Source organism: Enterococcus villorum (assembly GCF_007990225.1).
In the GTDB taxonomy this organism is placed as follows: Bacteria; Bacillota; Bacilli; order Lactobacillales; family Enterococcaceae; genus Enterococcus_B; species Enterococcus_B villorum.
This window is the reverse complement of record NZ_BJWF01000002.1, coordinates 96,303-121,371: the sequence shown is the minus strand read 5'-3', so window position 1 is coordinate 121,371 and position 25,069 is coordinate 96,303. Positions and strand designations below refer to the sequence as shown.

Annotated in this window: 18 protein-coding genes and 1 pseudogene; 2 read left to right on the top strand and 17 right to left on the bottom strand. The window is 36.6% G+C overall.

The window, feature by feature from the left end:
• Positions 1–303: 303 nt before the first annotated feature.
• From EVI01_RS01725 to pcrA, 6 genes are all read right to left on the bottom strand, one after another.
• A complete protein-coding gene (locus EVI01_RS01725; protein WP_010752020.1) occupies positions 304–1,347 on the bottom strand; it encodes a diacylglycerol kinase in 1,044 nt (347 codons plus the stop codon).
• Positions 1,348–1,356: 9 nt separating this feature from the next.
• Positions 1,357–2,787 carry an Asp-tRNA(Asn)/Glu-tRNA(Gln) amidotransferase subunit GatB gene (gatB, locus tag EVI01_RS01720; RefSeq protein WP_010752021.1) on the bottom strand — a complete coding sequence of 477 codons (1,431 nt, stop codon included), beginning with the start codon at positions 2,785–2,787 and terminating at the stop codon, positions 1,357–1,359.
• Positions 2,788–2,789: 2 nt separating this feature from the next.
• A complete protein-coding gene (gene gatA, locus EVI01_RS01715) occupies positions 2,790–4,256 on the bottom strand; it encodes an Asp-tRNA(Asn)/Glu-tRNA(Gln) amidotransferase subunit GatA (protein WP_010752022.1) in 1,467 nt (488 codons plus the stop codon).
• Entirely contained in the window at positions 4,256–4,561 is a 306-nt protein-coding gene (gatC, locus tag EVI01_RS01710; RefSeq protein ID WP_010752023.1) for an Asp-tRNA(Asn)/Glu-tRNA(Gln) amidotransferase subunit GatC, read from the bottom strand. Before gatC ends, gatA begins: the two co-directional genes overlap by 1 nt.
• Positions 4,562–4,671: 110 nt before the next feature.
• Positions 4,672–6,702, bottom strand: a complete 2,031-nt coding sequence (gene ligA / locus EVI01_RS01705; RefSeq protein ID WP_010752024.1) for an NAD-dependent DNA ligase LigA — start codon at positions 6,700–6,702, stop codon at positions 4,672–4,674.
• A 20-nt stretch (positions 6,703–6,722) separates the two neighbouring features.
• Positions 6,723–8,960 (bottom strand): DNA helicase PcrA, encoded by a 2,238-nt coding sequence (pcrA, locus tag EVI01_RS01700; RefSeq protein WP_010752025.1) that lies wholly within the window; start codon positions 8,958–8,960, stop codon positions 6,723–6,725.
• A 222-nt stretch (positions 8,961–9,182) separates the two neighbouring features.
• Here pcrA and EVI01_RS01695 point away from each other — a divergent pair, with 222 nt between their 5' ends.
• Complete coding sequence (locus EVI01_RS01695) at positions 9,183–10,739, top strand: ClC family H(+)/Cl(-) exchange transporter (RefSeq protein ID WP_010752026.1); 1,557 nt, start codon at positions 9,183–9,185, stop codon at positions 10,737–10,739.
• Positions 10,740–11,114: 375 nt separating this feature from the next.
• On the opposite strand, the gene EVI01_RS01690 is transcribed toward EVI01_RS01695, so the two are convergent.
• The 5 genes from EVI01_RS01690 to EVI01_RS01675 all read right to left on the bottom strand — a co-directional run bounded on the left by EVI01_RS01690 (position 11,115) and on the right by EVI01_RS01675 (position 16,360).
• A complete protein-coding gene (locus tag EVI01_RS01690) occupies positions 11,115–13,046 on the bottom strand; it encodes a PTS fructose transporter subunit IIABC (protein ID WP_010752027.1) in 1,932 nt (643 codons plus the stop codon).
• 17 nt (positions 13,047–13,063) lie between these two features.
• Positions 13,064–13,978: a 1-phosphofructokinase gene (gene pfkB / locus EVI01_RS01685; protein ID WP_010752028.1), complete on the bottom strand. Its 915-nt coding sequence runs from the start codon at positions 13,976–13,978 to the stop codon at positions 13,064–13,066.
• On the bottom strand, positions 13,975–14,727 hold the full coding sequence (locus EVI01_RS01680) for a DeoR/GlpR family DNA-binding transcription regulator (protein ID WP_010752029.1): 753 nt from the start codon (positions 14,725–14,727) through the stop codon (positions 13,975–13,977). The genes pfkB and EVI01_RS01680 overlap by 4 nt, the downstream gene beginning before the upstream one ends.
• 142 nt (positions 14,728–14,869) lie before the next feature.
• Positions 14,870–15,025 carry a hypothetical protein gene (locus EVI01_RS13590; protein WP_010752030.1) on the bottom strand — a complete coding sequence of 52 codons (156 nt, stop codon included), beginning with the start codon at positions 15,023–15,025 and terminating at the stop codon, positions 14,870–14,872.
• A gap of 9 nt (positions 15,026–15,034) precedes the next feature.
• Positions 15,035–16,360 (bottom strand): hypothetical protein, encoded by a 1,326-nt coding sequence (locus tag EVI01_RS01675; RefSeq protein WP_010752031.1) that lies wholly within the window; start codon positions 16,358–16,360, stop codon positions 15,035–15,037.
• A 138-nt stretch (positions 16,361–16,498) separates the two neighbouring features.
• Here EVI01_RS01675 and EVI01_RS13585 point away from each other — a divergent pair, with 138 nt between their 5' ends.
• Positions 16,499–16,648: an SPJ_0845 family protein gene (locus tag EVI01_RS13585; RefSeq protein ID WP_010752032.1), complete on the top strand. Its 150-nt coding sequence runs from the start codon at positions 16,499–16,501 to the stop codon at positions 16,646–16,648.
• Between the two features lie 60 nt (positions 16,649–16,708).
• Here EVI01_RS13585 and yihA read toward each other — a convergent pair whose 3' ends face one another.
• The 6 genes and pseudogenes from yihA to EVI01_RS01645 all read right to left on the bottom strand — a co-directional run bounded on the left by yihA (position 16,709) and on the right by EVI01_RS01645 (position 25,050).
• Positions 16,709–17,296 (bottom strand): ribosome biogenesis GTP-binding protein YihA/YsxC, encoded by a 588-nt coding sequence (yihA, locus tag EVI01_RS01670; RefSeq protein WP_010752033.1) that lies wholly within the window; start codon positions 17,294–17,296, stop codon positions 16,709–16,711.
• 330 nt (positions 17,297–17,626) lie between these two features.
• Positions 17,627–18,877, bottom strand: coding sequence for an ATP-dependent Clp protease ATP-binding subunit ClpX (gene clpX / locus EVI01_RS01665; protein WP_010752034.1), 1,251 nt, complete (start codon positions 18,875–18,877; stop codon positions 17,627–17,629).
• A 775-nt stretch (positions 18,878–19,652) separates the two neighbouring features.
• Entirely contained in the window at positions 19,653–21,152 is a 1,500-nt protein-coding gene (gene xylB, locus EVI01_RS01660; protein WP_146811500.1) for a xylulokinase, read from the bottom strand.
• Between the two features lie 217 nt (positions 21,153–21,369).
• A pseudogene (locus EVI01_RS01655) lies at positions 21,370–22,988 on the bottom strand (glycoside hydrolase family 43 protein).
• 18 nt (positions 22,989–23,006) lie between these two features.
• A complete protein-coding gene (locus tag EVI01_RS01650; RefSeq protein WP_010752037.1) occupies positions 23,007–24,023 on the bottom strand; it encodes a sugar ABC transporter substrate-binding protein in 1,017 nt (338 codons plus the stop codon).
• A 25-nt stretch (positions 24,024–24,048) separates the two neighbouring features.
• Positions 24,049–25,050 (bottom strand): ABC transporter permease, encoded by a 1,002-nt coding sequence (locus EVI01_RS01645; RefSeq protein WP_010752038.1) that lies wholly within the window; start codon positions 25,048–25,050, stop codon positions 24,049–24,051.
• Positions 25,051–25,069 lie beyond the last annotated feature (19 nt).

Sequence of the window (25,069 nt, the reverse complement as noted above, 5' to 3'; positions counted from 1 at the left end):
TAAACACCGTGAATAGATCGTGACAGAAGCATCTAGCTCTGAGTGAGAAGGGTAACGAAAGAAAAAAAGACTCTTTTTTCTGGTTTTCTGAGTTTTAATTACTACCAAAGTGGTAGCTCCGAAATATCCACTACCTTTAATCTTAATAAACTAAAATACTTTTTCTTCTTTTTCGACTGTCACAGATTTTTTCTTTGCATCTTTTGTTCATAAGTAACACAAGATTACCTGACTCCTAGTTAATCAGAACTTTTACTTTTTATCATACGAAAGGGTGGAACGATCATTTGTCCCACCCTTTCCTCATTTTTCTTTATCTGCAATTTTGCCATCACCATCGATGTCTTCATCGGTCAAACGTTCAACTTCCTTCACAAATTCTTTGCTTACTTCTTCTAGTTCTTCTTCTTCTGAAGCAGTTATCGCTTCATCAGGTATTTGATCCGTATTGGCAAAAAATTCGATATGTTGATGCAAGTTTTGGAAATTCATTGGTGCATTACCACCATATTCGCCATCTAAATTGATCATGACAGGACGATTGATATCATCTTCTGTTTCTACAAATAAATGACTTGTTTTGGTATAGATGACACGAGAATCATCAACGTGTCGTCCACCATTTAACATCAATGCTGCAATATGCAAAATTTCAAAAATATTTGCTGTTTTAACAATGATCAATGAAAATTTTCCATCATCTAATTTCGCATCAGGCGCAATTTTTTCAAAACCACCGACTGAATTAGTCAGACCTAGGAAAAACATGGAGGCATTGCCAATATATTCTCCTTCATCATACTTCAAGCGCATTTTTATGGGCTTGACCCTCGGTAACATTTCTGCTCCTTTAGCTAAATAAGCTAAATAACCAAAAATACTTTTTAACTCAGAAGGGACTTCATAGGTTAGCTCAGTTAAATAACCGCCAGCGGCAATATTAATAAAATAACTATTATCGGTCTGACCGATATCCATTTTTACTGTCTGATTTTTTTTAATGACTTCAGCAGCGGCTTTAATATTGTCTCGAGGAATTTTTAATGCACGTGCATAGTCATTCGTCGTACCAGCTGGAATAATCGCCATCTTTGGACGTTGTTCAAGAGGAGCAATGCCGTTGACAACCTCATTGATTGTACCATCACCACCAGCAGCCACTACTAAATCAAAGCCCAATTTTGCTACGCGTTTTGCTTCATTTCTGGCAGAATTTTTTTCTGGTGTAGTAGCATATGCACTTGCTTCATAGCCAGAATCCTCCAAAGCTTGGAGGATATCTGCTAGATTCTTTTTCAATAATTCTTTACCAGAAGTTGGATTATAAATAACACGAGCTTTTTTCATGATTTACTCCTAGCGTTTCGCTAATTCATCTTGAAGCAATTTGTTGACAATTCCTGGATTTGCCTGTCCTTTGGTTGCCTTCATGATTTGTCCTACTAAGAAACCAACAGCACGGTCTTTACCATTTTTAAAATCATCAACAGATTGTTGGTTGTTGTCTAAAATTTCATTGATTATTGGTAAAAGTTTGCTTGGATCAGAAAGCTGTACCCAACCATTTTTTTCTACGACTTCTTGGGCATGCCCACCGTTAGTAATTAATTCACGGAACACTTTTTTCGCAATTTTAGAACTAATAGTTCCATCAGCGATCAATCGAATCATACCTGCTAGGTTTTCAGGTGTTAAGTTCGTTTGAGCTAACTCTAATTTTTCACTGTTTAAATAAGCAGAAACTTCTCCCATTAACCAATTTGATGCTTGTTTAGCATCAGCACCATTGGTTAATGTTTCTTCGAAGAAATCAGACATCTCTTTTGTTAATGTCAACACCATAGCATCGTACTCTGGCAAACCTAATTCTTGGATATAACGTTGACGTCGTGAAGCAGGCATTTCAGGTAAGCTTGCTTTTACTCTTTGAATCCACTCATCATCGATCACAAATTTTGGAATATCAGGTTCTGGGAAATAACGATAATCACTAGAACCTTCTTTGACACGCATCAAGGTTGTTTTATTTGTCGTTTCATCAAAACGTCGTGTTTCTTGTTGAATTTCTCCGCCTGAAAGCAATACTTTTGCTTGGCGTTTTTCTTCAAAAGCTAGACCTTTTTTTACAAATGAAAGTGAATTTAGATTTTTTAATTCTGCTTTGGTTCCAAATTCTTCTTGACCATAAGGACGTAAAGAAATATTTGCATCACAACGCATTGAACCTTCTTCCATCTTCACATCACTAACTTCAGTAAATTGAATGATTGAACGTAATGCTTCTAAGTAAGCATAAGCTTCTTCTGGAGAACGCATATCCGCTTCAGAAACGATCTCAATTAGTGGTGTTCCTTGACGGTTTAAATCCACATAAGAATAGCCACCAATTCCGTGCATGTTTTTACCAGCATCTTCTTCTAAATGAACGCGTTCAATACGAATTTTCTTTTTCTGCCCTTCCACTTCGATTTCAATCCAGCCATCATGTCCAATGGGTTGATCAAATTGTGAAATTTGGTAAGCTTTTGGATTGTCTGGATAAAAGTAATTTTTACGGTCAAAATGAGTATCTTTAGAAATTTCGCAGTTCAAAGCAAGTGCTGCTCGCATCCCAAATTCTAAAGCTGCTTTATTCATTACTGGTAAAACACCAGGATAACCCCAGTCGATGACATTTGTGTTGCTGTTTGGTTCAGCACCAAAATGAGCAGGCGCTGGAGAGAAAATTTTTGAGTTTGTCTTTAGCTCCACATGGACTTCAAGCCCAATGACTGTTTCAAAATTCATTCTTATTTCCCTCCTAAAATTTCTGGTTTTTGTTTATTAAATTCTGTTGCTTGTTCAAAAGCATAAGCTGCTTGATACATTGTTTTTTCGTCAAAGTAATTCCCGATAATTTGTAGACCAACTGGCATATTTTCTGATAAACCAGCAGGAACGGACATGCCTGGTAATCCAGCTAGGTTAACAGGAATCGTTAAGATATCGCTCATATACATGGTGATTGGATCGTTGATATTTTCACCGATCCCAAAAGCAACTGTTGGAGAAGATGGACCAATGATCAAGTCATAATCTGCAAAAACTTTTTCAAAATCTCGTTTGATCAAAGTTCTTACTTGTCCCGCTTTTTTGAAATAAGCATCATAATAGCCGGCACTCAAAGAGAAAGTTCCCAGCATAATCCGGCGTTTGACTTCTTCACCAAATCCTTCCGTACGTGAATTTACGTAGACATCTTCTAAGTTTTTCACGTTCTCAGAACGGTAGCCGTAACGGATACCATCAAATCGTTGTAAGTTTGAGCTTGCTTCTGATGAGGCAATGATATAGTACACTGCCACGCCATATTTTGAATGCGGTAAACTAACTTCTTCTACGGTTGCGCCTAATGAACGGAATGTATCAGCTGCTTTTAAGATTGTTTCTTTCACACCAGGAGCTACTCCTTCTCCTAAGTATTCTTTTGGCAAAGCAATTTTCATTCCCTTAATTTCGCCAGTTAAACCTTCTGCAAAATTAGGCACAGAAACACCAGATGAAGTTCCGTCTTTTTCATCATACCCGCTGATCGCTGTCAATGCTAATGCATTATCTTTTACTGTACGAGTCATTGGTCCAATTTGGTCAAGAGATGAGGCAAATGCAATTAAACCAAAACGTGATACCCGTCCGTACGTAGGTTTCATCCCTACGATACCATTAAATGACGCTGGTTGACGGATACTTCCTCCAGTATCACTACCTAAAGAAACTGGAATTTGTCCGGCAGCAACTGCTGCTGCAGACCCACCAGAAGAACCACCAGGTACTTTTGAATGATCCCAGGCATTCTTAGTTTTCTTAAAGTACGAGGTTTCTGTACTTCCGCCCATCGCAAATTCATCCATGTTTAATTTACCAACCGGAATCATGTCCGCTTGATACACTTTATCCATTACAGTTGCATCATAAATTGGATCGAAATTATATAAAATTTTTGATGCAGCTGTTGTCAATAAGTCTTTAGTCACAATATTGTCTTTGATCCCAATCGGAATCCCAGCTAATACATTGCTTTCGTCAATACCTTTTTCATCCAAAGCTTTTGCCTGTGCTAATGCCTTTTCTTCATTCAATGTAATGAATGCTTCAATTTCTGGTTCCGTTTCTCTGATACGATCAAAAGTGGCTCTTGTTAAATCTTGTACAGTAATCTCTTTGGATACCAACATCGCATGTAGTTCTTCTAGAGAAAGATCATATAATTTTGTCATTATGCGCCAGCCTCCCCATTATCCATAATAGCTGGCACTTTAATAAAGCCATCTTCTGTTTCTGGTACATTTCTCAATAATTCATCGCGATTCCAACCTGCACTTGCTCGATCTTGTCGCATGACATTCACTGTTTCAACCACATTTGATGTAAATGGAACACCTTCAGTATCTACTTCTTCTAGCATTTCCACCATATCAATAATTTTTCCTAATTGATCAGTAAAGCTTGCTAGGTCTTCATCTGCAAACGCAAGCTTTGCTAATTTGGCAACGTGTTTTACTTGTTCTTCACTGATCGCCATACTACCCCTTCTTTCTTAAACGAGTTAAAAACTTTGCTCTCTATTTTAACACAAGAGTTTCCTAACTGAAATTGTTTATTGAAATTTGTCTGAAAAAAGTCAACGATTGGTTAGACAGAATGACTTTCGGCTAATGCTTTTGCCATTTTTTCTTCCGTCCATATTTCAATTCCTAACTCTTGCGCTTTTGTTAATTTACTGCCGGCGTCTTCTCCTGCCACGACGATATCCGTTTTTTTCGATACACTTCCTGTTACTTTCCCTCCAAGATTTTCGATTGTTTCTCTAGCTTCTTCACGAGTAAATTGGGTTAATTTACCTGTCAAGACAACAGTTTTCTCTTTGAAAGGAGACTCAATTGTTTCGATTTGTGCTGTTCGGATACCTTTGTAGTCAAAATTCACGCCTGCTTGTTTTAATTCAGTCATTAGATCATGTACTTCTTCGTTACTAAAATAAGTCACCACACTGTCAGCAATCGTATCGCCAATAGTATCTAAAGCAACGATTGATTCAAAATCGCTTTTACTTAATGTTTCTAAATCACCAAAATGTTCAGCTAATATTTTGGCTGCTTTTGCTCCCACGTGACGTATTCCTAATCCAAAAATTAAACGTTCGACTGAATTTTCTTTGCTATCATGAATAGCCGACAAAATATTATTGGCTGATTTTTCTTTGATTTTATCTAATGTTAACAACTCTTCTTCTGTTAGTTTATAAAGGTCAGCGACGTCTGCAACTAAATGTTTATCATACATTTGAGCTAAGACTTTAGGTCCTAAGCCATCAATATTCATGGCATTACGAGAAACAAAATGATTTAAGCCTTCTTTGATTTGTGCCGGACATTTAGGATTGATACAGCGCAATGCCACTTCCTCATCTAGATGGACTAGTTCACTATGACAAATAGGACAATGAGTTGGTAACACATATGGCTCACTGTCTTGAGGACGTTTCTCCATCACTACCTGTGCCACTTCTGGAATAATATCCCCTGCTTTATAGATTCGAACGAAATCATGTAAGCGAATATCTTTCATTTTGATGTAATCACCATTATGAAGACTGGCACGACTAACGGTTGTACCAGCAACTCTTACTGGAGTCATGATCGCTGTAGGTGTTACTACCCCAGTACGACCAACAGTCCATTCAATTTCTTGGATTGTTGTTTCTACTTCTTCAGGTGGAAATTTGTATGCTGTTGCCCAACGAGGTGCTTTTACTGTAAAACCTAATTGGTCTTGTAACGTAAATTCATTTACTTTAATCACGATACCATCAATCTCATAAGGCAGATCTATTCGTTTGTCGTGGTATTCTTCAATAAATGCCCAAACTTCTTCGATCGAATGGCACAAACGTTTTTCATGATTCGTGTGAAAACCAATTTTATCTAATTCTTCTAATGCTTCATATTGCGTCTGTGCTTTCATCGGCCCAAAATCAGCCACAGTGTAAAGAAATGTATCTAAATTTCTTTTCGCAGTTATCTTGGAATCAAGTTGTCTTAATGATCCTGCTGCAGCATTTCTCGGATTTGCAAAAATGTCTTGACCTTGTGCTTCTCTTACTTGATTCAACTGAACAAATGATTTTTTGGGCATAAAACATTCACCACGAACTTCGATACTAATATTGTCTTTTAGCTTCAATGGCACTGATCGGACTGTTTTTAAATTCTCAGTAATATTTTCTCCTACTGTGCCGTCTCCTCTTGTTGCGCCCCGAACAAATTCGCCGTTTTCATAGCGCAAAGAAACAGATAAGCCATCGATTTTTAATTCACAACAATAATCAACTGGTCGACCAATCACTTTTTGAACACGTTGGTCAAATGCAAATAGTTCTTCTTTATCAAACACGTCATTTAAACTATATAGCGGAATATCATGGGTCACTTTTTCAAAACCAGTAAGGACTTTTCCACCTACTCGTTGTGTAGGTGAATCAGAAGTGATTAAATCAGGATATTGTTCTTCAATTGCCACTAATTCTGCATATTCTTTATCGTAAACATAATCTTCAACAGTTGGTTTATCTTTTACGTAATATTCTTTGGACCAACGATTTAACCGAGTTCGTAATTCTTGTGCTCTTTTAGCAGCCTCGTCAATTGTCATTTCATGTTCCATCGTTTATCCCCCCACTAATTTTACACTTTTTCAATCGGCGCAAATGCAGCTAATAATCGCTTGACTCCCTGACTAGGAAAAGCAACATCTAATTCCAAGTCTTTGGCATCACCATTTACTCGAACAACAGTACCAGTTCCCCATTTTTTATGATTGACTTTATCGCCAGCTTTCCAATTGTTACTTTCACCACCTGTTGCAGCTTTCGTCGAGACTCTAGTTGTTGCAGGTTGTTTATAGGTTTGATTGGCCGTTCTAGCTGTAAATGGGCTCGTTTGTTTTGGTGTTGGACGCATTCCTTGGATTTCTAATAAGTCTTGATCGATTTCTTCTACAAAACGAGAAGGACGATTGTATTGAGTGCGTCCATAGAGTGTACGAGAAAATGCGTTGGTCAAATATAAGGACTCTTCTGCTCTAGTAATTCCTACATAAGCGAGTCTTCTTTCTTCTTCTAACTCTTGTTCTTCCATCAAAGCTCTGGACAGAGGAAAAACGCCTTCTTCTAAACCAATCAAGAAGACCACCGGAAATTCAAGGCCTTTAGCTGCATGTAAAGTCATCAAAGTCACTTGTGTTGTTTCTTCTTCTAAATTGTCAATATCAGAAACTAGCGCTAAGTCATTTAAAAAGACGATTAATTTTTCTTCTGGTTCCTCAATATTTTCTTCCATCTGTTTTTCAAATTGTTTATCAAATTCTTGGGTAACCGTCAAAAACTCTTCCAAGTTTTCTAATCTTGCTTGTGACTCTAATGTATTCTGAATTTTTAAGTCTTCCAAATAACCACTGCGTTCTAACACTTCTTTTGTTAATTCTGTCACGGTCATGTAAGGAACCATCTGAGTGACTTCATTGATCATTTCTCCAAAAGACCCCAGTTGTTGTCCAGCTTTTCCACCAATATTTGTTAAATCAACGTTTTGTGCTGCTTCAAGTAATGGCCATTGATGAATATTGGCAAAGTTTCTTAGTTTCTCAATTGACCCAGGTCCGATTCCGCGTTTTGGTGAATTGACGATGCGTTCAAAACTGATTGAGTCTTGTGGATTAGCAATCACATTTAAATACGCCAAAATATCCTTGATTTCTTTTCGATCATAGAACTTATGACCACCCACCATTTTGTAAGGGATATTGGCTTTTAATAAAGTTTCTTCCATCACACGAGACTGCGCATTCGTGCGATACAAAATAGCAAAATCTCCATAATTACGATGATGTTCTCGTATTTCTTCTTGCATGCGATCGACGATAAAACGCGTTTCATCGCGTTCATTGTCAGCGCGATAGTAAGTGATTTTATTTCCTTCACGATTTTCTGTCCAAAGATTCTTTGGTTTACGATTGTTATTGTTTTCAATCACTTGGTTTGCAGCACTTAAAATATTTTTCGTTGAACGATAATTTTGTTCTAATAAAATGACTGTAGCATCTGGATAGTCTTTCTCAAAATCCAAAATGTTTTGCATGTCAGCTCCACGCCAACCATAAATACTTTGGTCCGCATCACCCACGACGCATAAATTTTTAAAGCGTTCCGCTAATAAATTGACCAACGTATATTGTGCGTGGTTGGTATCTTGATACTCATCTACATGAATATAATGGAATTTATTTTGATAATAGGTCAAAGAATCTGGATGTTCTTCAAATAAACGAATTGTGTTCATAATCAAATCATCAAAATCCATACATTGGTTATACTGTAATTCTTTTTGATAGGCTGCATAACATTTTGCTGCGATTTCTTCATAGTAACTTCCTTGCAATTTGGCAAATTCTTCTGGGTTTTGTAAATTGTTTTTTGCCTGTGAAATCGTACCAAGTAGGCTTCTGGGATCATATTTTTTAGGATCAATGTTTAATTCTTTTAAAATACGTTTCATGAGCGACAATTGTTCAGAAGAATCAATAATTGTAAAATTACGATTATAGCCAATAAAATCGACATCTCTTCTTAATATGCGTACACACATTGAGTGGAACGTGGAGACCCAAACGTCTTCTCCCCCATATTCCAAAATTGCGTTGACCCGTTCTTTCATTTCTTTTGCTGCTTTATTGGTAAAAGTAATCGCTAGGATGTTCCATGGATTCACATCTTTTTCTTCAATTAAATAAGCAATTCGATGGGTCAAGACTCTCGTTTTCCCACTTCCTGCACCGGCCATCAATAATAGTGGTCCTTCCGTATGAAGAACCGCTTCTTTTTGGCGAGGATTCATTCCGTTCAATAATTCCAACCTGGATGACATTTACAACATCCTTTCTTTTATCAATCCTGTTAATTATAGCATTTCCCCAGCTTTCATTAAAGAAAATATTCACCTATAACTTGTGTGCATGGATGAATAAGAAGAAAGAAATGAAAATTCATTTGAAATGAATTGAATTTGAAATGAAAATTTTTTTCTTTTCATTTCCTCTTGTAAAAATGATCAATTCACGCTAAATTAAATTGAAGCGAGGGATTTGATATGAATGAAAAAGTGTTTAAACATGTAGATAAAACACAATTGTATTACATTTTAAAGGGAGTGCTAGTTGGTTTACTAACAGGGATTGTTGTCAGTATTTTCCGCTTGGCAATTGAAAAATTTGGTGATTTCACACAAAAATTTTATCTAACGAGCCAAAAACAACCAATGATTTTGTGGCTTATTTTAGCAATTTCGGTGATCATTGCGATCTTCGTTGGCTTACTGATAAAAAGTGACCCAGATATTAAAGGAAGCGGTATTCCCCAAGTTGAAGGTCAATTACAAGGAGAATTGACTGTCTCATGGTTTTCTGTTTTATGGAAAAAATTTGTTGGCGGGGTGCTGTCTGTTGGATCTGGCCTCTTTTTGGGTCGTGAAGGCCCTTCTATTCAATTAGGAGCAGTGGTTGGAGAAGGAACGAGTCATTTGTTGAATAGCACTTCCGCAGAAAAGAAAATTCTTATTTCCAGTGGGGCTAGTGCGGGTTTGGCAGCTGCCTTTAATGCGCCAATTGCTGGATTATTATTTGTTTTAGAGGAGATTCATCATTCTTTTTCACCTTTAGTTTGGTTGACTTCCTTTACGTCTGCCATTACCGCTAATTTTGTTTCGCTTTATTTTTTTGGATTAAAACCTGTTCTGTCATTAGGGAAAATCCCTTCTTTGCCGTTAAAATATTATGGATTTTTAATTCTTTTAGGCATTATTCTAGGCGTGTTAGGATTTATCTATCAACAGGTTCTGCTGAGTTTACCAAAATTTTATGAAAAATTACCAATTCCTGCTCACTTTCATGGTATACTCCCATTTTTAATGATTCTACCGATTGGTTATTTTTGGCCAGGAACATTAGGTGGTGGAAATCAAATTATTATTACTTCAGGTCATGTTTTCTATCCTTTGTCCATTATTTTTGGTCTTTTCATTTTACGTTTTTTCTTTTCCATGGTTTCGTATGGTGCTTCGTTACCTGGAGGAATATTTTTGCCGATCTTGACATTAGGTGCTTTAATTGGTTGTTTCTATGGTACGTTGCTCGTGCACCTAACTGGAATGAATCCAATATACGTAAAAGATTTTATTGTAATTGCCATGGCTGGTTATTTCACAGCTATAGGAAAAGCGCCTCTAACAGCCATTATTTTAGTGACTGAAATGGTAGGATCATTGAATCATTTAATGCCATTAGGAGTTGCTTCGCTGTTTGCTTATATCGTGAACGATTTATTAGGTGGCAATCCAATCTATGAATCCTTATTAGAACGATTGATTCAACAACAAAAACAGCCAATATTAATTGGTAAAACGACTTTTGAGTTTCCAATAACAGCCGATAGTTCTTTAGACGGCCGAATGGTCAGAGATTTTAACTGGCCAAAACACATGCTTTTGGTTTCCATCATCCGTGGGAATAAAGAGATTTTGACACATGGTGATACGATTATGAATATTGGAGATATTCTAGTTATTTTAACCGATGAGCAACATCTTTCTGACGTTAGAAAAACGATCCGTGAACGTTCCTCGATCATGACAACCAAGCAAGCATTTTAAAGAATAAGGAATGGCTTTTACTATTCATCTAACTGAGTAGTAAAAGCCATTAAAATTAAACAGATTGATTTTATAATCGACTATTTCACTAAAAAACGAAAAAAACGGTTTCTACATTTTCCATATTTTTATTTATTTGATCCAACAAAGTCTTCATCTAGATAAACCATTCATCCAATTTACTCTTATCTAACTCCTGATTTCATCAATTTTTTAATTTCCTCAAAGTAGACGTTTTTCAAAAAAATTATCTGTCTATGATATCCCAAATAAAAAATAATTGTCGCTATGATAATTTGTTCAACAAAATAACCTCCTTATGAAGTTCATTCCTAAACTTTCATAAGAAGGTTACCTTATAACTATTAATAAAGATTATGCTGTGGTCACTTCTGGTGCTTTTCTTAATAATCCATAGATCACACCTGAAACGACTGCACCGATCGCAATAAATACTAAATACATGATTGGATGACTTAATAAGAAGACCACAAAAATCCCACCATGAGGAGCTAGTAATTTAATACCAAATGCGCCAACTAATCCACCTGTTAATGCTGAGCCAATAATAAAACTTGGAATTGCACGAATTGGGTCAGCTGCGGCAAATGGGATAGAACCTTCCGTTACAAAAGATAATCCCATGATAATATTTGTTAAACCTGCATCTTGATCCGTTTTACTAAATTTATTTTTAAATAAGCGAGTAGCTACAAAGATTGCTAAAGGAGGTACCATTCCACCGGCCATAACAGATGCCATCACAACACTTCCTCCGGTTGCTACGGTTGTCGCTAAAGTAGCCGTACCAAAAACATAAGCAGCTTTATTAATTGGTCCACCTAAATCAGCAGCCATCATTCCTGCAAGTAAAGCACCAAGTAAGGCCGCATTCGAGCCACTCATACTTGTTAAGAAGCTATTCAGCGCATCATTGATTGCTTTCATCGGAACATTGACTAAGAGCATTAAAAATCCTGTAATTAATAACCCAAACACCGGATAAAATAAAATCGTTTTAATCCCATCCAATGATTTTGGTAAGTTTTTAAATAGTTTACGTAAAAATACGATGACATAACCTGCTAAGAAACCGCCAATTAGTGCTCCTAAAAATCCTGCTCCCCCGGCATTAGCTAAAGCACCAGCTGCAAACCCTACGATCAATCCAGGACGATCGCCAATACTAGATGCAATGAAACCTGCAAGAACCGGTAACATAAAACCAAAAGCCGCTTGACCAATTTGATTAAACCAGCTAGCTAATTGATTATAGTTTCCTAAATTAGCTAGTTGATCTTGGGGAACTCCCATAAATTGATCGACCATAAAGGAAAGAGCAATGGCAATCCCGCCACCGATAACAAACGGTAACATATGTGAAACACCATTCATCAAATCTTTGTAGATTCTTTGACCAATTGTTCCATCTGCATTTCCTTCATCAGAGGCACTTTCTTTTCCTCCACCATGATAAACTGGCGCAGTTCCACTTAACGCAAGGTTAATTAGCTCTTCTGGTTTACGTATGCCATCACTGACAGGACGATTAACTAATTCTTTTCCATCAAATCGATCCATAGCAACTTTTTTATCCGCTGCTACAATCACACCGTCTGCTCGGGCAATATCTTCTGCTGTCAGACGATTTTTGATTCCTTCTGAACCGTTTGTTTCAACTTTAATTTCAACACCCATTTCTTTCGCTTTTTTCTTCAAAGCATCTTCTGCCATATAGGTATGGGCTATTCCTGTAGGGCATGCAGTTACCGCAATCACAAATTTGCTTGTTGGATTTGTCGTTGATTTTTCAGCTTGCATTTCTTGCTCTGCTTTTTCCTCAGCTGCTTTTTGGTCTTCAGCCGTTTGAAATAATTCTTGTACAGCTTCCGGTGAGTTTGCTTCTTTTAATTTTCCAACGAAATTGGGGTCAATCAATAATCGAGACAAAGCAGCTAAGGCTTGTAAATGCGTATCATTTGCGCCTTCTGGAGCGGCAATCATAAAGAATAAATAAGTTGGTTGCCCATCTAAGGCTTCATAATCAACGCCTTTTTTACTTTTAGCAAATAAAACAGTTGCTTCTTTCACCGCTTCATTTTTCGCATGCGGCATCGCAATTCCATCACCTAAACCAGTAGAAGTTTGTGCTTCTCGTGCTAAAATTCCTTTTTTATAGGTTTCGATTTCAGAAATTCTGCCTGCATCAAACATTTTTTGGACCATTTCATCAATTGCCCCTTTTTTATCAGTGGCTTGTAGATCCATGATCATGGCCTCTTTGATCATTAAGTCTTTAATATTCATGGTAACCCTCCTGAAAATTAATCTATTTTTGTAATTTCAACTTCTGGTAATAATTCATCAATCAATGCTCTGGAAGCTAAATCATCAGAAAATGCTGTGGCACTTCCACAAGCTACGCCCCATTTAAAGGCTTCAATTGGGTCCTGTTTTTTACTGTAAGAGCCAATAAATCCAGCAATCATCGAATCCCCAGCACCAACGGAATTTTTCAACGGACGAACTAACACATTGGATTGATAAGCCCCTTCTTTAGTAAACAGTAGCGCACCATCTCCCGCCATTGAAATCAAGACATTTTGTGCTCCTTCAGCTAACAATTTTTCCCCATAAGGAAGAATGTCTTCTACATCATGAAATTGTGTTTGGTATAATTCTGCCAGTTCATGATTATTCGGTTTAATCAATAATGGATTTTTCTCAAGGGCATTCTTAAGATCCTCACCTGTGGTATCAATAACAAAATCTGCGTCTTTTTCACGAATAATGTCAATTAACTCTTGGTAAAATCCTTTTCTTAAACTAGCTGGTGCACTACCAGATAAAACAACGATGTCGCCTTTTTCAACAACACTTAGCGCACGTTTTAATTCATCGATTTCTTCTTCTGAAATCAGTGGGCCTAATCCATTAATTTCAGTTTCAGTATCTGATTTTAATTTGATATTTATTCTAGTGTCTGATTGTACCGTTGTAAAAGAGGTAGAGATCGCTTCATTTTTTAGCCAATCGGAAATAAAGTTCCCTGTAAATCCTCCTAAAAAACCAAGTGCAGTTGAATTTGAATCAATTCTTTTTAAAATCCGAGAAACGTTAATGCCTTTTCCACCTGGTAATTTAAAATCTTCCTTCATTCGGTTCAAATGACCGATTTTTAACCCATCAACTCGTACGATAAAGTCAATCGATGGGTTTAACGTGATAGTATAAATCATTGTATTGCCTCCTTAATTGTTGTCCGCTCACGATAGTCTGCGACAAATTCCATTGGACAACGTTCGGTTACGATCGTAGCTGCTGATAAAGGAGCAACAGAGGTAAAGCTCAACTGATTAAACTTTGAATGATCAATTAACACAAAACTTTCTTCTGCGTTTGCCATTGCCAATCTTTTTATAGCTGCTTCTTCAGGATCAGGTGTGGTAAATCCATGATTTAAATCCGCCCCGTTCATTCCCATAAACGCCTTATTAAAATGGAAATTTTTTAATTGATCTATCGTATTTGAGCCCAGAACAGCATTTGTAGATATTTTTACTTGACCACCTAAAATAATGGTAGGAAGTTGTAAATCAACCAATTTTGCAGCATGTTTCACTGAATTAGTGACGATAGTGACCTTTTTATCTTGTAAAAAGGGAATCATCTCCAATGTTGTGGAACCAGCATCTAAGTAAATAACTTCATCTTCGTTGATTAGCATCGCAGCTAGTTGAGCGATAGTTTGTTTTTCTTGAACGTTTTTGATCGTTTTTTCAGACATATTTGGTTCAAAGCCTAATAATTGTCCTTTTTTAGCCCCGCCATGAATTCTTTCTAATAGGCCTTCATTTTCTAATTCCTGTAAATCTCTTCTAATCGTTGATTCAGAAGCATTTAATTGGGTGACTAAATCTTGGGATTTCACAATTTTTTGTTGGTCTAATAAATGCAATATTTTTTCTCTGCGTTCTTCTGTAAGCATTTCCACGATCACCTCACACCGAATGTTAGCATATTATTTTTAATTTAGCAACAAAAATCATTCATTTTCAGTCAATTACATTCTAAAACAGTCAAAAAAAGTCTTTGCTATGAAAAAGCAAAGACGTCAGCTCATTTTTTGTTTATTTCTTATAAAGTAAATAACCATATCTTCCTAAACCAATAAAGATAATTAAAAATCCAAAGATAGAACGTAATGGTAGATTAGGAATAAAGAACATCAGAAAAGCGACGATCGCAGTTGGCATCATGACACGATAATATAAGTGTTTATCCATTTTATCACCTCATACTTTTTGTAATGTTGCAAATTTATTCAATTTCGGATAATCATAAATTTCTACTCTCAGGTGATTATCCCCTTTTTTTACGTCAAAACTAATCCGCCCGCGTCTTTTTCTAAATCGTTTAAATTTGATATCTGGTAATTGATCTCTAATTTCATTTATTGGTAATTGCGTTAAATTTTCGGTTGGTACGTAAAGACGTAAAGTGACTAGATATTCTTGGTATTTTTCGTCTTCAACTGCTACCTCTAAATATTCTCTTATATAGTAACAATAGGCTTTAATACCATTATCTAAAGATACTCTCGGATCAATCACTTTGTAAAACATCATTTGCGCTCTCTGTTCATCTACCCAAGGAAAATAAGCTTGTGTATTCAATTTGCCACTTACCCTTTTTTCTCGATACTCATCTTTGACAAAATTATAACTACGAGTAACAAAAAAAGTAGCATTTTTCTTTTGTGTCGGTTGCATTTGCTTATTTTGGTATTGAACCGATTGAATGCTTTGATCTGTATATGCATATTCAATAAACGGTGCTTTTAAAATTCCTATACCATTATCCCAGGCAAGATGATCAAAACCTAGCTGATCTCGATAATAGGATTGAAATTGAAGATTGACTTCTTCTCGCCATTTAAAGGGGTTTCGATAGATTTGAATACCAATGATTCCATTCTCATATTCTTTTACATATTCAACTTGTTGAACATCTAAAAAAACTTGCTTAGGAATCATTCGGTAATAATATGGACTGTAATACATTTCCCAACAAGAGGTAAAGCACAATCCTTCATGAGACAAATCATAGCCAGGAAATTGATTACAATCTACCACTATCTCTCCTGATTTTTCTTTCATCTTTGGTAAATGTTCAATTTGCTCTTTTGTTTCAAACGTTAACCGTTCATTGATTTGTTTTGTATTGTGATAAATGTATTCATTGTAAGATCTCAAATAAGCAAATACCCCATGATGAACCATTTTCATTTGAATGTAATCTCTAATTATGGTCTCATTCTGCCAAAAATTTTCCTTCTTCAAAATATTTTTTATAATTAGTTGTTGACCATCAAAATGAAAACTACATTTATTCTGATCATCACCAATAATTAACCAACCAAATGGAAATTGATTTTCTTGCAATGATAAAAATGTATCTTTTTTCAAATCAAACATCTTCATCTCTTGATGAGAAGATTGGAAGAATGATGGTTTAAATATCATTCGAATAAAGAACAACCAATCCCTTATTTCACGTTCTCTTTGAATTTTACTTAAATTCGTGAGTTGCATTGTTATAAACAATTTGTCCTCTCCCATTCTTCTCTCACCACTTTCAAATTATTTTATAATTAAATTATAACTGAATATAAAAAAAACTAAAATTTAACGACTTCACCGATTTTTTTTCTATTCCGTGTTAAAATAAGAAATAAATAACCTAAAGAGGTGAACACTATGGGACTTAAATTTGAACGTACAGATAATCTTGATAAATTATTTGAATCCTTTGCCGTTGATCCAGAAAAAACAGTAGCTTCTAAAGAAGAAATTGATCGTTTCTTAAATCCAAAAAAAGAGCAAAAAAAAGAACAAACGAAAAAATAAAAAACTTGTAGTCATACAACGTTTTCCTTCATTGGAAAACGTGTATGACTACAAGTTTTTTTATTCGGCAATCGCTGTTTCAATCGCCTGCCAAGCTTCTTCTTTTCCTTGTTTAGTTACGGAAGAAAACAAAATAAATTGATCATTATTGTCAAAGTTTAAAGCTTTTTTTATGACACTTTCATGTTTGTTCCATTTACCTCTCGGAATTTTATCTGCTTTGGTCGCCACCACGATAACAGGAATATCATAGTATTTCAAAAATTCATACATTTGGATATCTTCTTGGGAGGGTTCATGTCTCAGATCAACTAATGAGACTACGGCACGTAATTGTTCTCTGGTAGTAATATAGGTTTCAATCATTTTCCCCCATTTTGCTCGTTCCGTTTTCGATACTTTGGCGTATCCATAACCTGGAACATCGACAAAATGTAAAGCATTTTCAATCAAATAAAAATTTAATGTTTGAGTTTTACCAGGTTTACCCGAAATACGAGCCAAATTTTTGCGATCAATTAATGTGTTAATAAATGAGGACTTCCCTACATTCGAACGCCCAGCTAAGGCAATCTCAGGCAAATTAGATTCAGGATATTGCTTAGGTGCAACCGCACTAATAACGATTTCTGCATGATGTACTTTCATAAAATCTCTCCTAAAAAAGGTTGTGAGAAGAGCGGTTTGCCCCGATCAGTAAGGCAAAATCTTTCGAAACAGCTTTTCATGTTTTGTAAGATTTGGACTTAGTGCTGAGGGGTAGCTCTTCGAACACCGTCTATCAAAAAGGGGTTAAGAACTGTTTCCTTTGGGTATTAACGACCAATAAACAAAAGGTGTTTGGCTTTTCATTTATTCGAACTTAATATTGAGGAGTTAGCTCGTCCGTTTTGTTTACAAAAAATGCTGATCAGTGAAACTAACAAACAAAAGCTGACGCAAAAGCAATAGCTAACTTTCACGACAGCTTTCTAGTCTCTATCCAGCTTTTTTCTCAGAATCTTTATAAACAATCGTTGGCTTACCAGTAAGCTCAGCCGCTTCTTTCGTGATGATTACTTTTTCAATTTTTTCATCTGAAGGAATATCAAACATGACATCCATCATGATCTCTTCAATAATTGAACGTAACCCACGCGCTCCAGTATTTCGATCAATTGCTTTTTCCGCAATCGCTGTTAAGGCATCTGGTTCAAATTCTAATTCTGTATTGTCCAAAGAAAGTAGCTTTTTGTATTGTTTCACTAATGCATTCTTCGGTTCAGTCAAAATACGAACAAGATCTTCTGCCGTTAATTTTTCTAAAGCAGCCATCACTGGTAAGCGTCCAATAAATTCTGGGATTAATCCAAACTTCAACAAATCTTCTGGAATGATTTGTTGCATCACACTTTCACCATCTGCTAATTTTTGATTTTGTGTACCAAAACCAATAGTCTTTTCGCCCAAACGATTTTTCACAATGGTTTCAATTCCATCAAATGCCCCACCAACAATGAATAATACATTCGTGGTATCGATTTGTATAAATTCTTGATGCGGATGTTTCCGTCCACCTTGTGGCGGTACACTAGCTATTGTTCCTTCTAAAATTTTCAGTAGCGCTTGTTGCACACCTTCGCCTGATACATCACGGGTAATAGAAACATTCTCGCTTTTACGTGCGATTTTATCGATTTCATCAATATAAATGATCCCTTTTTCTGCTCGCTCTACATTGTAATCAGCAGACTGTAATAGTTTCAATAAAATATTTTCAACATCTTCTCCTACGTAACCCGCTTCTGTCAAACTCGTTGCATCTGCAATTGCAAATGGCACATTTAATGTTTTAGCTAAAGTTTGTGCTAGAAATGTCTTACCTGATCCCGTTGGACCAATTAAACAGATATTACTTTTTTGTAATTCAACCTCATCCGTGTCTTCTTGTGCTTGTTGATTCACCCGCTTGTAGTGATTATACACAGCTACAGCTAATGAGCGCTTCGCACGATCTTGTCCAATGACATAATCGTTCAAGACTTCCAAAATCTCTAAAGGTTTTGGTACTTCTGTAAATTCACGTACCGTTTCTTCATAAAATTCTTCATCAATGATTTCTTTGCATAGGTCAATACATTCATTACAGATGTAGACCCCCGGACCAGCTACAATTTTTTTTACTTCCTCTTGCGTTTTCCCACAAAAAGAACAACGTACGGTCTCATTGCCGCTTGGATTATCATACATGGTCTTCACCCCTTAACTTGCATGGTTACTGCAAGAAACTATCACAGACTTTACAGTCTTTCACTATCATACCATAATTCAAAAAAAAGAAAAAGCACAAAACAAAAGAGGAAACAAAAAACCGAGAACGCAACTACTTTCTGATACAACATAAAAAGAGCAACTCCAATTATTGCTTTGATTTGACATCTGATGAAAGAAGAATCGTTCCTTTTTGTTAAAATTTTTTAACTTCCCCCAAAAAAAAGAGGTTATTTTCTACAAGACCAATTATTCCGAGATTAAAACATGAAACATTAAACTAGACAAAAAGTTAAGAAAAAGTGTAGTGGAATTATGCTATAGCGGGCACTAGGAGAGAAATTTGTTACAAAATGTCAATCATTCATGCAAGAAGATGAACAACAAGCTATTTTGCATGTAAAATGAATTGAGTTGCAAACTGGCTTAAAAAATTCTAAGTCTTCCTGAAAGAAAAGGAAGACTTCGGTAATTTTTTGTTTATAAAAGAATATCTTAGAAAACTATTTATTTTAGAAGACTTGTCACTTATCTAAACTATCATCCAGTCTGTAGATTATTTAGAAAATGACTACGACTAAAAAAAGCACATTCTAGTTTGGGATTCAAACGCTAAATAGAGTTTTTACTTTCATAAAAGTAATCTATCTTTTTATCCATAAAGATTTTATTATTCTACTTGAAAAATATTGCCTCAATTTTTTTATGATTGATTTTTTTCATTTCTAAAAATATTTATTGAAATTAAATGTCTTCATAACCTCCATTCTGCCAATTCATGACATAATTCAGCTGTCTTTTGGTAAGTTTTCCGATAGGTTTGATAGACTGTTTGATATTTTTTTACATTTTCTGGTTCTGGGGTAATTTCTTTATTATAAATGACAAAGGTTTCTGCACAGCTTTTCGCATCTTTAAACAATTCGGCTCCAATTGCTGCTAACATCGCTGCGCCCATCCCAGGTCCTTGTTCTGTAGAAAGTGTAACAACCATTGTATCAAAAACATCTGCCTGTATTTGAAGCCAATCTGGATTTTTCGCCCCACCACCAACAGAAATGATTTTTTTAAAGGAGCGACCTGTTGTTTTTTCCATGATTACTTGAGAGTCTTTTAAAGAAAACGTAATTCCTTCTAAAACAGCTCGAATGAAATGCTTCTGCTGATGGCTTGTATCAATCCCAATAAAACTCCCACGAATCTGACTGTCTGTATGGGGCGTCCGCTCACCGACGATATATGGCGTAAACAGCAGTCCATTAGCTCCTGGAGCAACTTCATGAATATCTTCCAGCAATTCGGAAAAACTGCTTTCTGATGCAAAGGTGTCTTTAAACCAGTTTAGAGAATTTCCTGCTGCTAAAGTTACTCCCATAGAATAATAGCTATCCTTCAATGTATGATTGAACAAATGCAGCTCGCCTGCATATTCCGTTTTTGCAGATGGCTCAAAGGATAAGAATACACCACTCGTACCAATCGAAAGCATCCCGATTCCTTCTTTGATGATTCCAGCCCCTAATGCTGCACAAGCATTATCTGCCCCGCCGGCAAACACCGGGATCTCCTTTTCAAAGCCGAAAGTCTCTTGCAACAAAGGACAAAGAACACCTATTTTATCTGTAGATTCAAAAATAGGTGGCAAAAGATCTTCAGAAATTTGAAATTCATCAAGAATCTCTTTCGCCCATTTCTTCTGAGAGACATCTAATAACAGGGTTCCCGCTGCATCAGAATAATCAGTTGAATAATTTCCCGTCATCCAAAAAGCAAGATAGTCTTTTGGCAACATTATTTTCTTTGTTTTCTCCCAATTTTCTGGTTCATTTTCCTGTATCCAGAGGATTTTGGGTAGCGTGAAGCCTTCTAGCGCTTTGTTTTTCGTTTGAGCTAGTATTTTTTCACCTAAAGTAGCCATAATTTTTTGACACTGCTTTGTCGTTCGAACATCGTTCCATAAAATCGCTGGGCGAATCACTTCATCTTTTTCATCAAGCAAGATCAGACTGTGCATTTGCCCTGAAAAACTAATACCAACTAAATCTTTTTTCAAATCCGAAAGTTTCTCAATCAATTTCGTCAAAACGATTTCCGTCGCTTTCAACCAATCATTTGGCTCTTGCTCACTATACCCCGCTTTCGGTGCTGCCAGTGGATAATTTTCACTTACTTCAGCAACTAGTACACCATCTTCTTTAAAAACAAGTCCTTTCAATGAGCTCGTTCCTAAATCAATTCCTAATACGTATGCCAATAGTTTCACGACCTTTCTATCGGTGTCTTCTTCGACATTAACTCAAAAAAATACAAAAAGCTATTTTGTATTTTTCTCCATTATTGTACAAAGTTGAGTAGTTCTTGGTAGGCAGTACTCAAAGGCTTGCATCTGCGGCAATAAGCCCATACAGAGGAAAAATATGAAAAGCTATTTTTCTCTGTCCGTTCTTATTGCTTGATGCAGACCAGCCTTTTCACGACCTCTCTTTATAAATAAAATAATCAAAGTCTGCTGGTTGTCGGTAGCCAGAATAATCAATATTGCTAATCCCACAAATGCTCCGGTGAAGAATCCTCCCATGGTTTGATTCACATAATCGTCTGATAAAATCGCAGCATCTAGTTTAAAGGGGAGTTCTTCCCATTTTTTGCCGTCAAAGGAATAGGCATAGGTATAAGTCGATTTTCTGACAATTGTTTTAAAATAGACAGCCTCCACATCTTCAGGTACTGGAATTGCCCTTTCCTTCAAAAAGCTTTTGAAATTCCCACTATTATTTTCTGTGACTTCAATGACGCGACCGTTTTCCTCGTTCCAGGTGATTTGGATCATTGACCAATGTTGGGTATTATAATAATTCGTCAACCCTGCCATTTGCTGGAAGGTTGTTGGCTGATAGTTTACTTTTGTTGATGCTTCAAATTCAAACGCTTGCCAGCGCCTAGCGACAAGAGAAACGTCATGTTCGTTTGTTAAAGAACCTTGTCCAAATAATCTTAAGTGACCAGGTTTTTCCGTCAAACTACCCATTTTTTTAGTAAATGGCACTCGTAATGTCTGAAAATGCAGATTCAGCTGTTTTTCGTCAAAGTCTTCTATCATCTGAACATTTCTTTCATAAAGATACTCTTTTGTATCTTTCGGTGCTTCAACAAAGATGCTACCTTGTTTTCCACCAATAATATGCGGCCATTTTTCTTCATCCCAAACAACTTTTTGGATCGCTGTCTCACGCCCTAGTGTACACCATCCTCTCGGATCGTGACTTGATTCTTGCGGATGATGCCAAGGACGCCCTGTTAAATGTGCAAAATACCATTCACCGTCAGGAGTTTCTACCAATGAGCCATGACCACACTTTTGCAAAGGATTGTCTGGAGAATCAAATGCTGTCAAAAAAACTTCTGGCTGCTTCTCATATGGTCCAAAAAGTTTATCCGAACGAGCAACCACTTCTTGGTGAGAATAAGTTGTTCCTCCTTCTGCACAGAATAAGTAGTAACTTCCAAAAAGCTTATAGATATGTGGACCTTCCGTTAATTTGACTTCTGTTCCTCGGTAGATGATCTTTGACGTTTCTGGCAACAAGCATTGTTTTTCCATAGAGTATTCTGTCAGCTTGATTCCATTGAATGGATGATGGTATTCTCGGTGATCCCACTCCATTTGCACCAAATATTTTCGCCCATCATCATCATGGAATAAACTAGCATCAAATCCAACACCGTTTAAACGAATCGGTTCAGACCAAGGTCCTCGAATATCCTCTGCAATTGTCAGATAATTCGTACAATCTTTAAATGCCCCCTCTGTTACTTTTACATCAGTATAAACCAACCAAAATTTGCCATCAGCATAAGACAAATCCGGGGCCCAAATACCGGCTGAATCTCGATTACCTTTCATATTTAAAAGGCTGACTCTATTTAAAGGATGCGTGATGAGTTGCCAGTTGATCAGATCCTTAGATTCATGGATCTGCACGCCTGGAAACCATTCGAATGTAGAAGTAGCAATATTGTATGTATCTCTTACACATATAATAGAAGGATCGGCATTAAATCCTTTCAATATCGGGTTTTCTATCTTCATATTTTACCTCGCCTCTTATTATTCTGCTTTTTCCGACATTTGTACTTGTTTGTTTTCACCGTATTCCACGAGATCTTTTGCTTGTACGTAGTTTACAGAAATCGGAATCGTAGAATCAATAGTTTCTCCTTCAACAGCTTTCACAAGATTTTCGATCACTTGGACACCTATCGTATAAGCATCTTGATCGACAATAGCTGTAATGCGCCCGTCTTCGATTCCTTTTTTCCATGTATCTGTATAATCAAAACCATAGTGAAGGATGTCTCCAGCTTTATTTTGAGATTCAATTGCTTCCATCACACCTACATTTGGGCCCTCAGAACCAAGAGAAAAAACCGTTACGAGGTCACTATTTGCTGTAATTTGACCTTCTAACTGAGATTTTGAAACAGCGGCTTGGTCATTATCTTGGATGGTTTCCAACCATATAAAGTTCGCTGCATCTGCCCCCATTACATCTTCAAATCCTTCTTTTAGCCCTTTTTCCCGAGCAATCATCGTTGGTTGAGATTTGTCGACACAAACAATTGACAGAGATCCTGAAGTGATGCCTTTTTCTTTCATTTCTTTTGCTGCATTCTCACCTAATTTCCGGCCTGCCTCTACATTGTCCGTTCCAACATATGCTGCACGATCTGCTTCATTTTCTAAATCCGCATCAAAGGTGATAACTGGGATACCTGCATCTTTGGCTTCCACGATTGATGGTTGAAACATGTTTTGTTCAATAGGTGCGATTGCGATACCCGTAGCATTATTGGAAATTGCTTCTCGGATGAAGCCAATATGTTTTTCATTTTTTTGGGCCTCTGCCGGCGGTGAAGTTTTTACAATCAAATCATACCCAAGCTTTTTGGCAGTCTCTTCCGCCCCACTTCTCATTGGGCTCCAGTAAGCACCTGTGTCAACGATTGGAATAAAGTAAAGAGTTTTATTTACTCCATCTGAACTTTTTTCTGATGATGAGCTACAACCAGCCATAAAAAATAGTAAAGTAGCGACCCCTAATAAATAACGCATTTTTTTCTTCATTTTTCCCTTCCTTTCTCTTATCCTATCATTTATTTTTTTCTGTTCTTCTTCTTAAATAGTCGATGATAATGGCGAAAATAATAACCGCCCCTGTCACAGCTTGTTGCATAAATGCATTCACACCCATGATCGCCAAACCGTTTGTGAAAATCTGTAATGTAAAGATACCAACGATTGCACCACCGATGGTTCCAACGCCACCGCTAAATTGTGTACCACCCATGATTGCTGCTGCCATTGCTAAAAGATCCAAACCTTGTCCCTCATTTGGTCCGCCGACATTCAAATTTGACATCAATAAGATTCCGGCAATTGCTGCCAGTATGCCTTCAATAATGAAAATCTTGATCACATGTTTATCTGTTTTGATCCCCGATAATCTTGCGGATTCTGGATTGGATCCAATCGCATAACAGTATTTCCCTAAACGAGTGTATTTCATAATGAATGAAAAAATGATGATCAAGAGAATAAAAATTAATGTATTGCTGAAAAGCACATTTCCTATAATCTTAGTAGTCGCGATTTTTCTAAACCAAGGTGGTGCGCCGGTCACAAAAATCCCATTTGTGACAAACATGATGATGCCACGAATTATGTAGTTAGTGCCCAGTGTCAATATAAAAGAAGGCAAATCCAATTTTTTAATTAAGAACCCATTGATTGCTCCAAATGTGCCACCGATGATTAATGAGATCAAGATGACAAGGATAGGACTAATGTCAACCGATGCAAGATAAGCCGCTGTCGTTCCAGAAAATGCTGCGATTGAAGCAATTGATAAATCAACATATCCTGTAATCAAAATCAGCGTATATCCAATCGTCAAAATCCCAACTGGCGGTATCTGACGGAAAAAGTTTCCGACATTTCCCTGACTCAAAAACATTGGACTAGAAAACGAAAAATACAAAAATAAGATGATCAGTACAATATAAACTGAATATTTTAAAAACAGCGTTTGCATATTGAAGCGTCGCTTTTTATGTACGGGTTCCTCTAAGATCGTGCTTTTTTCCTCTGCCATTTTTTCCTCCTATTATGTT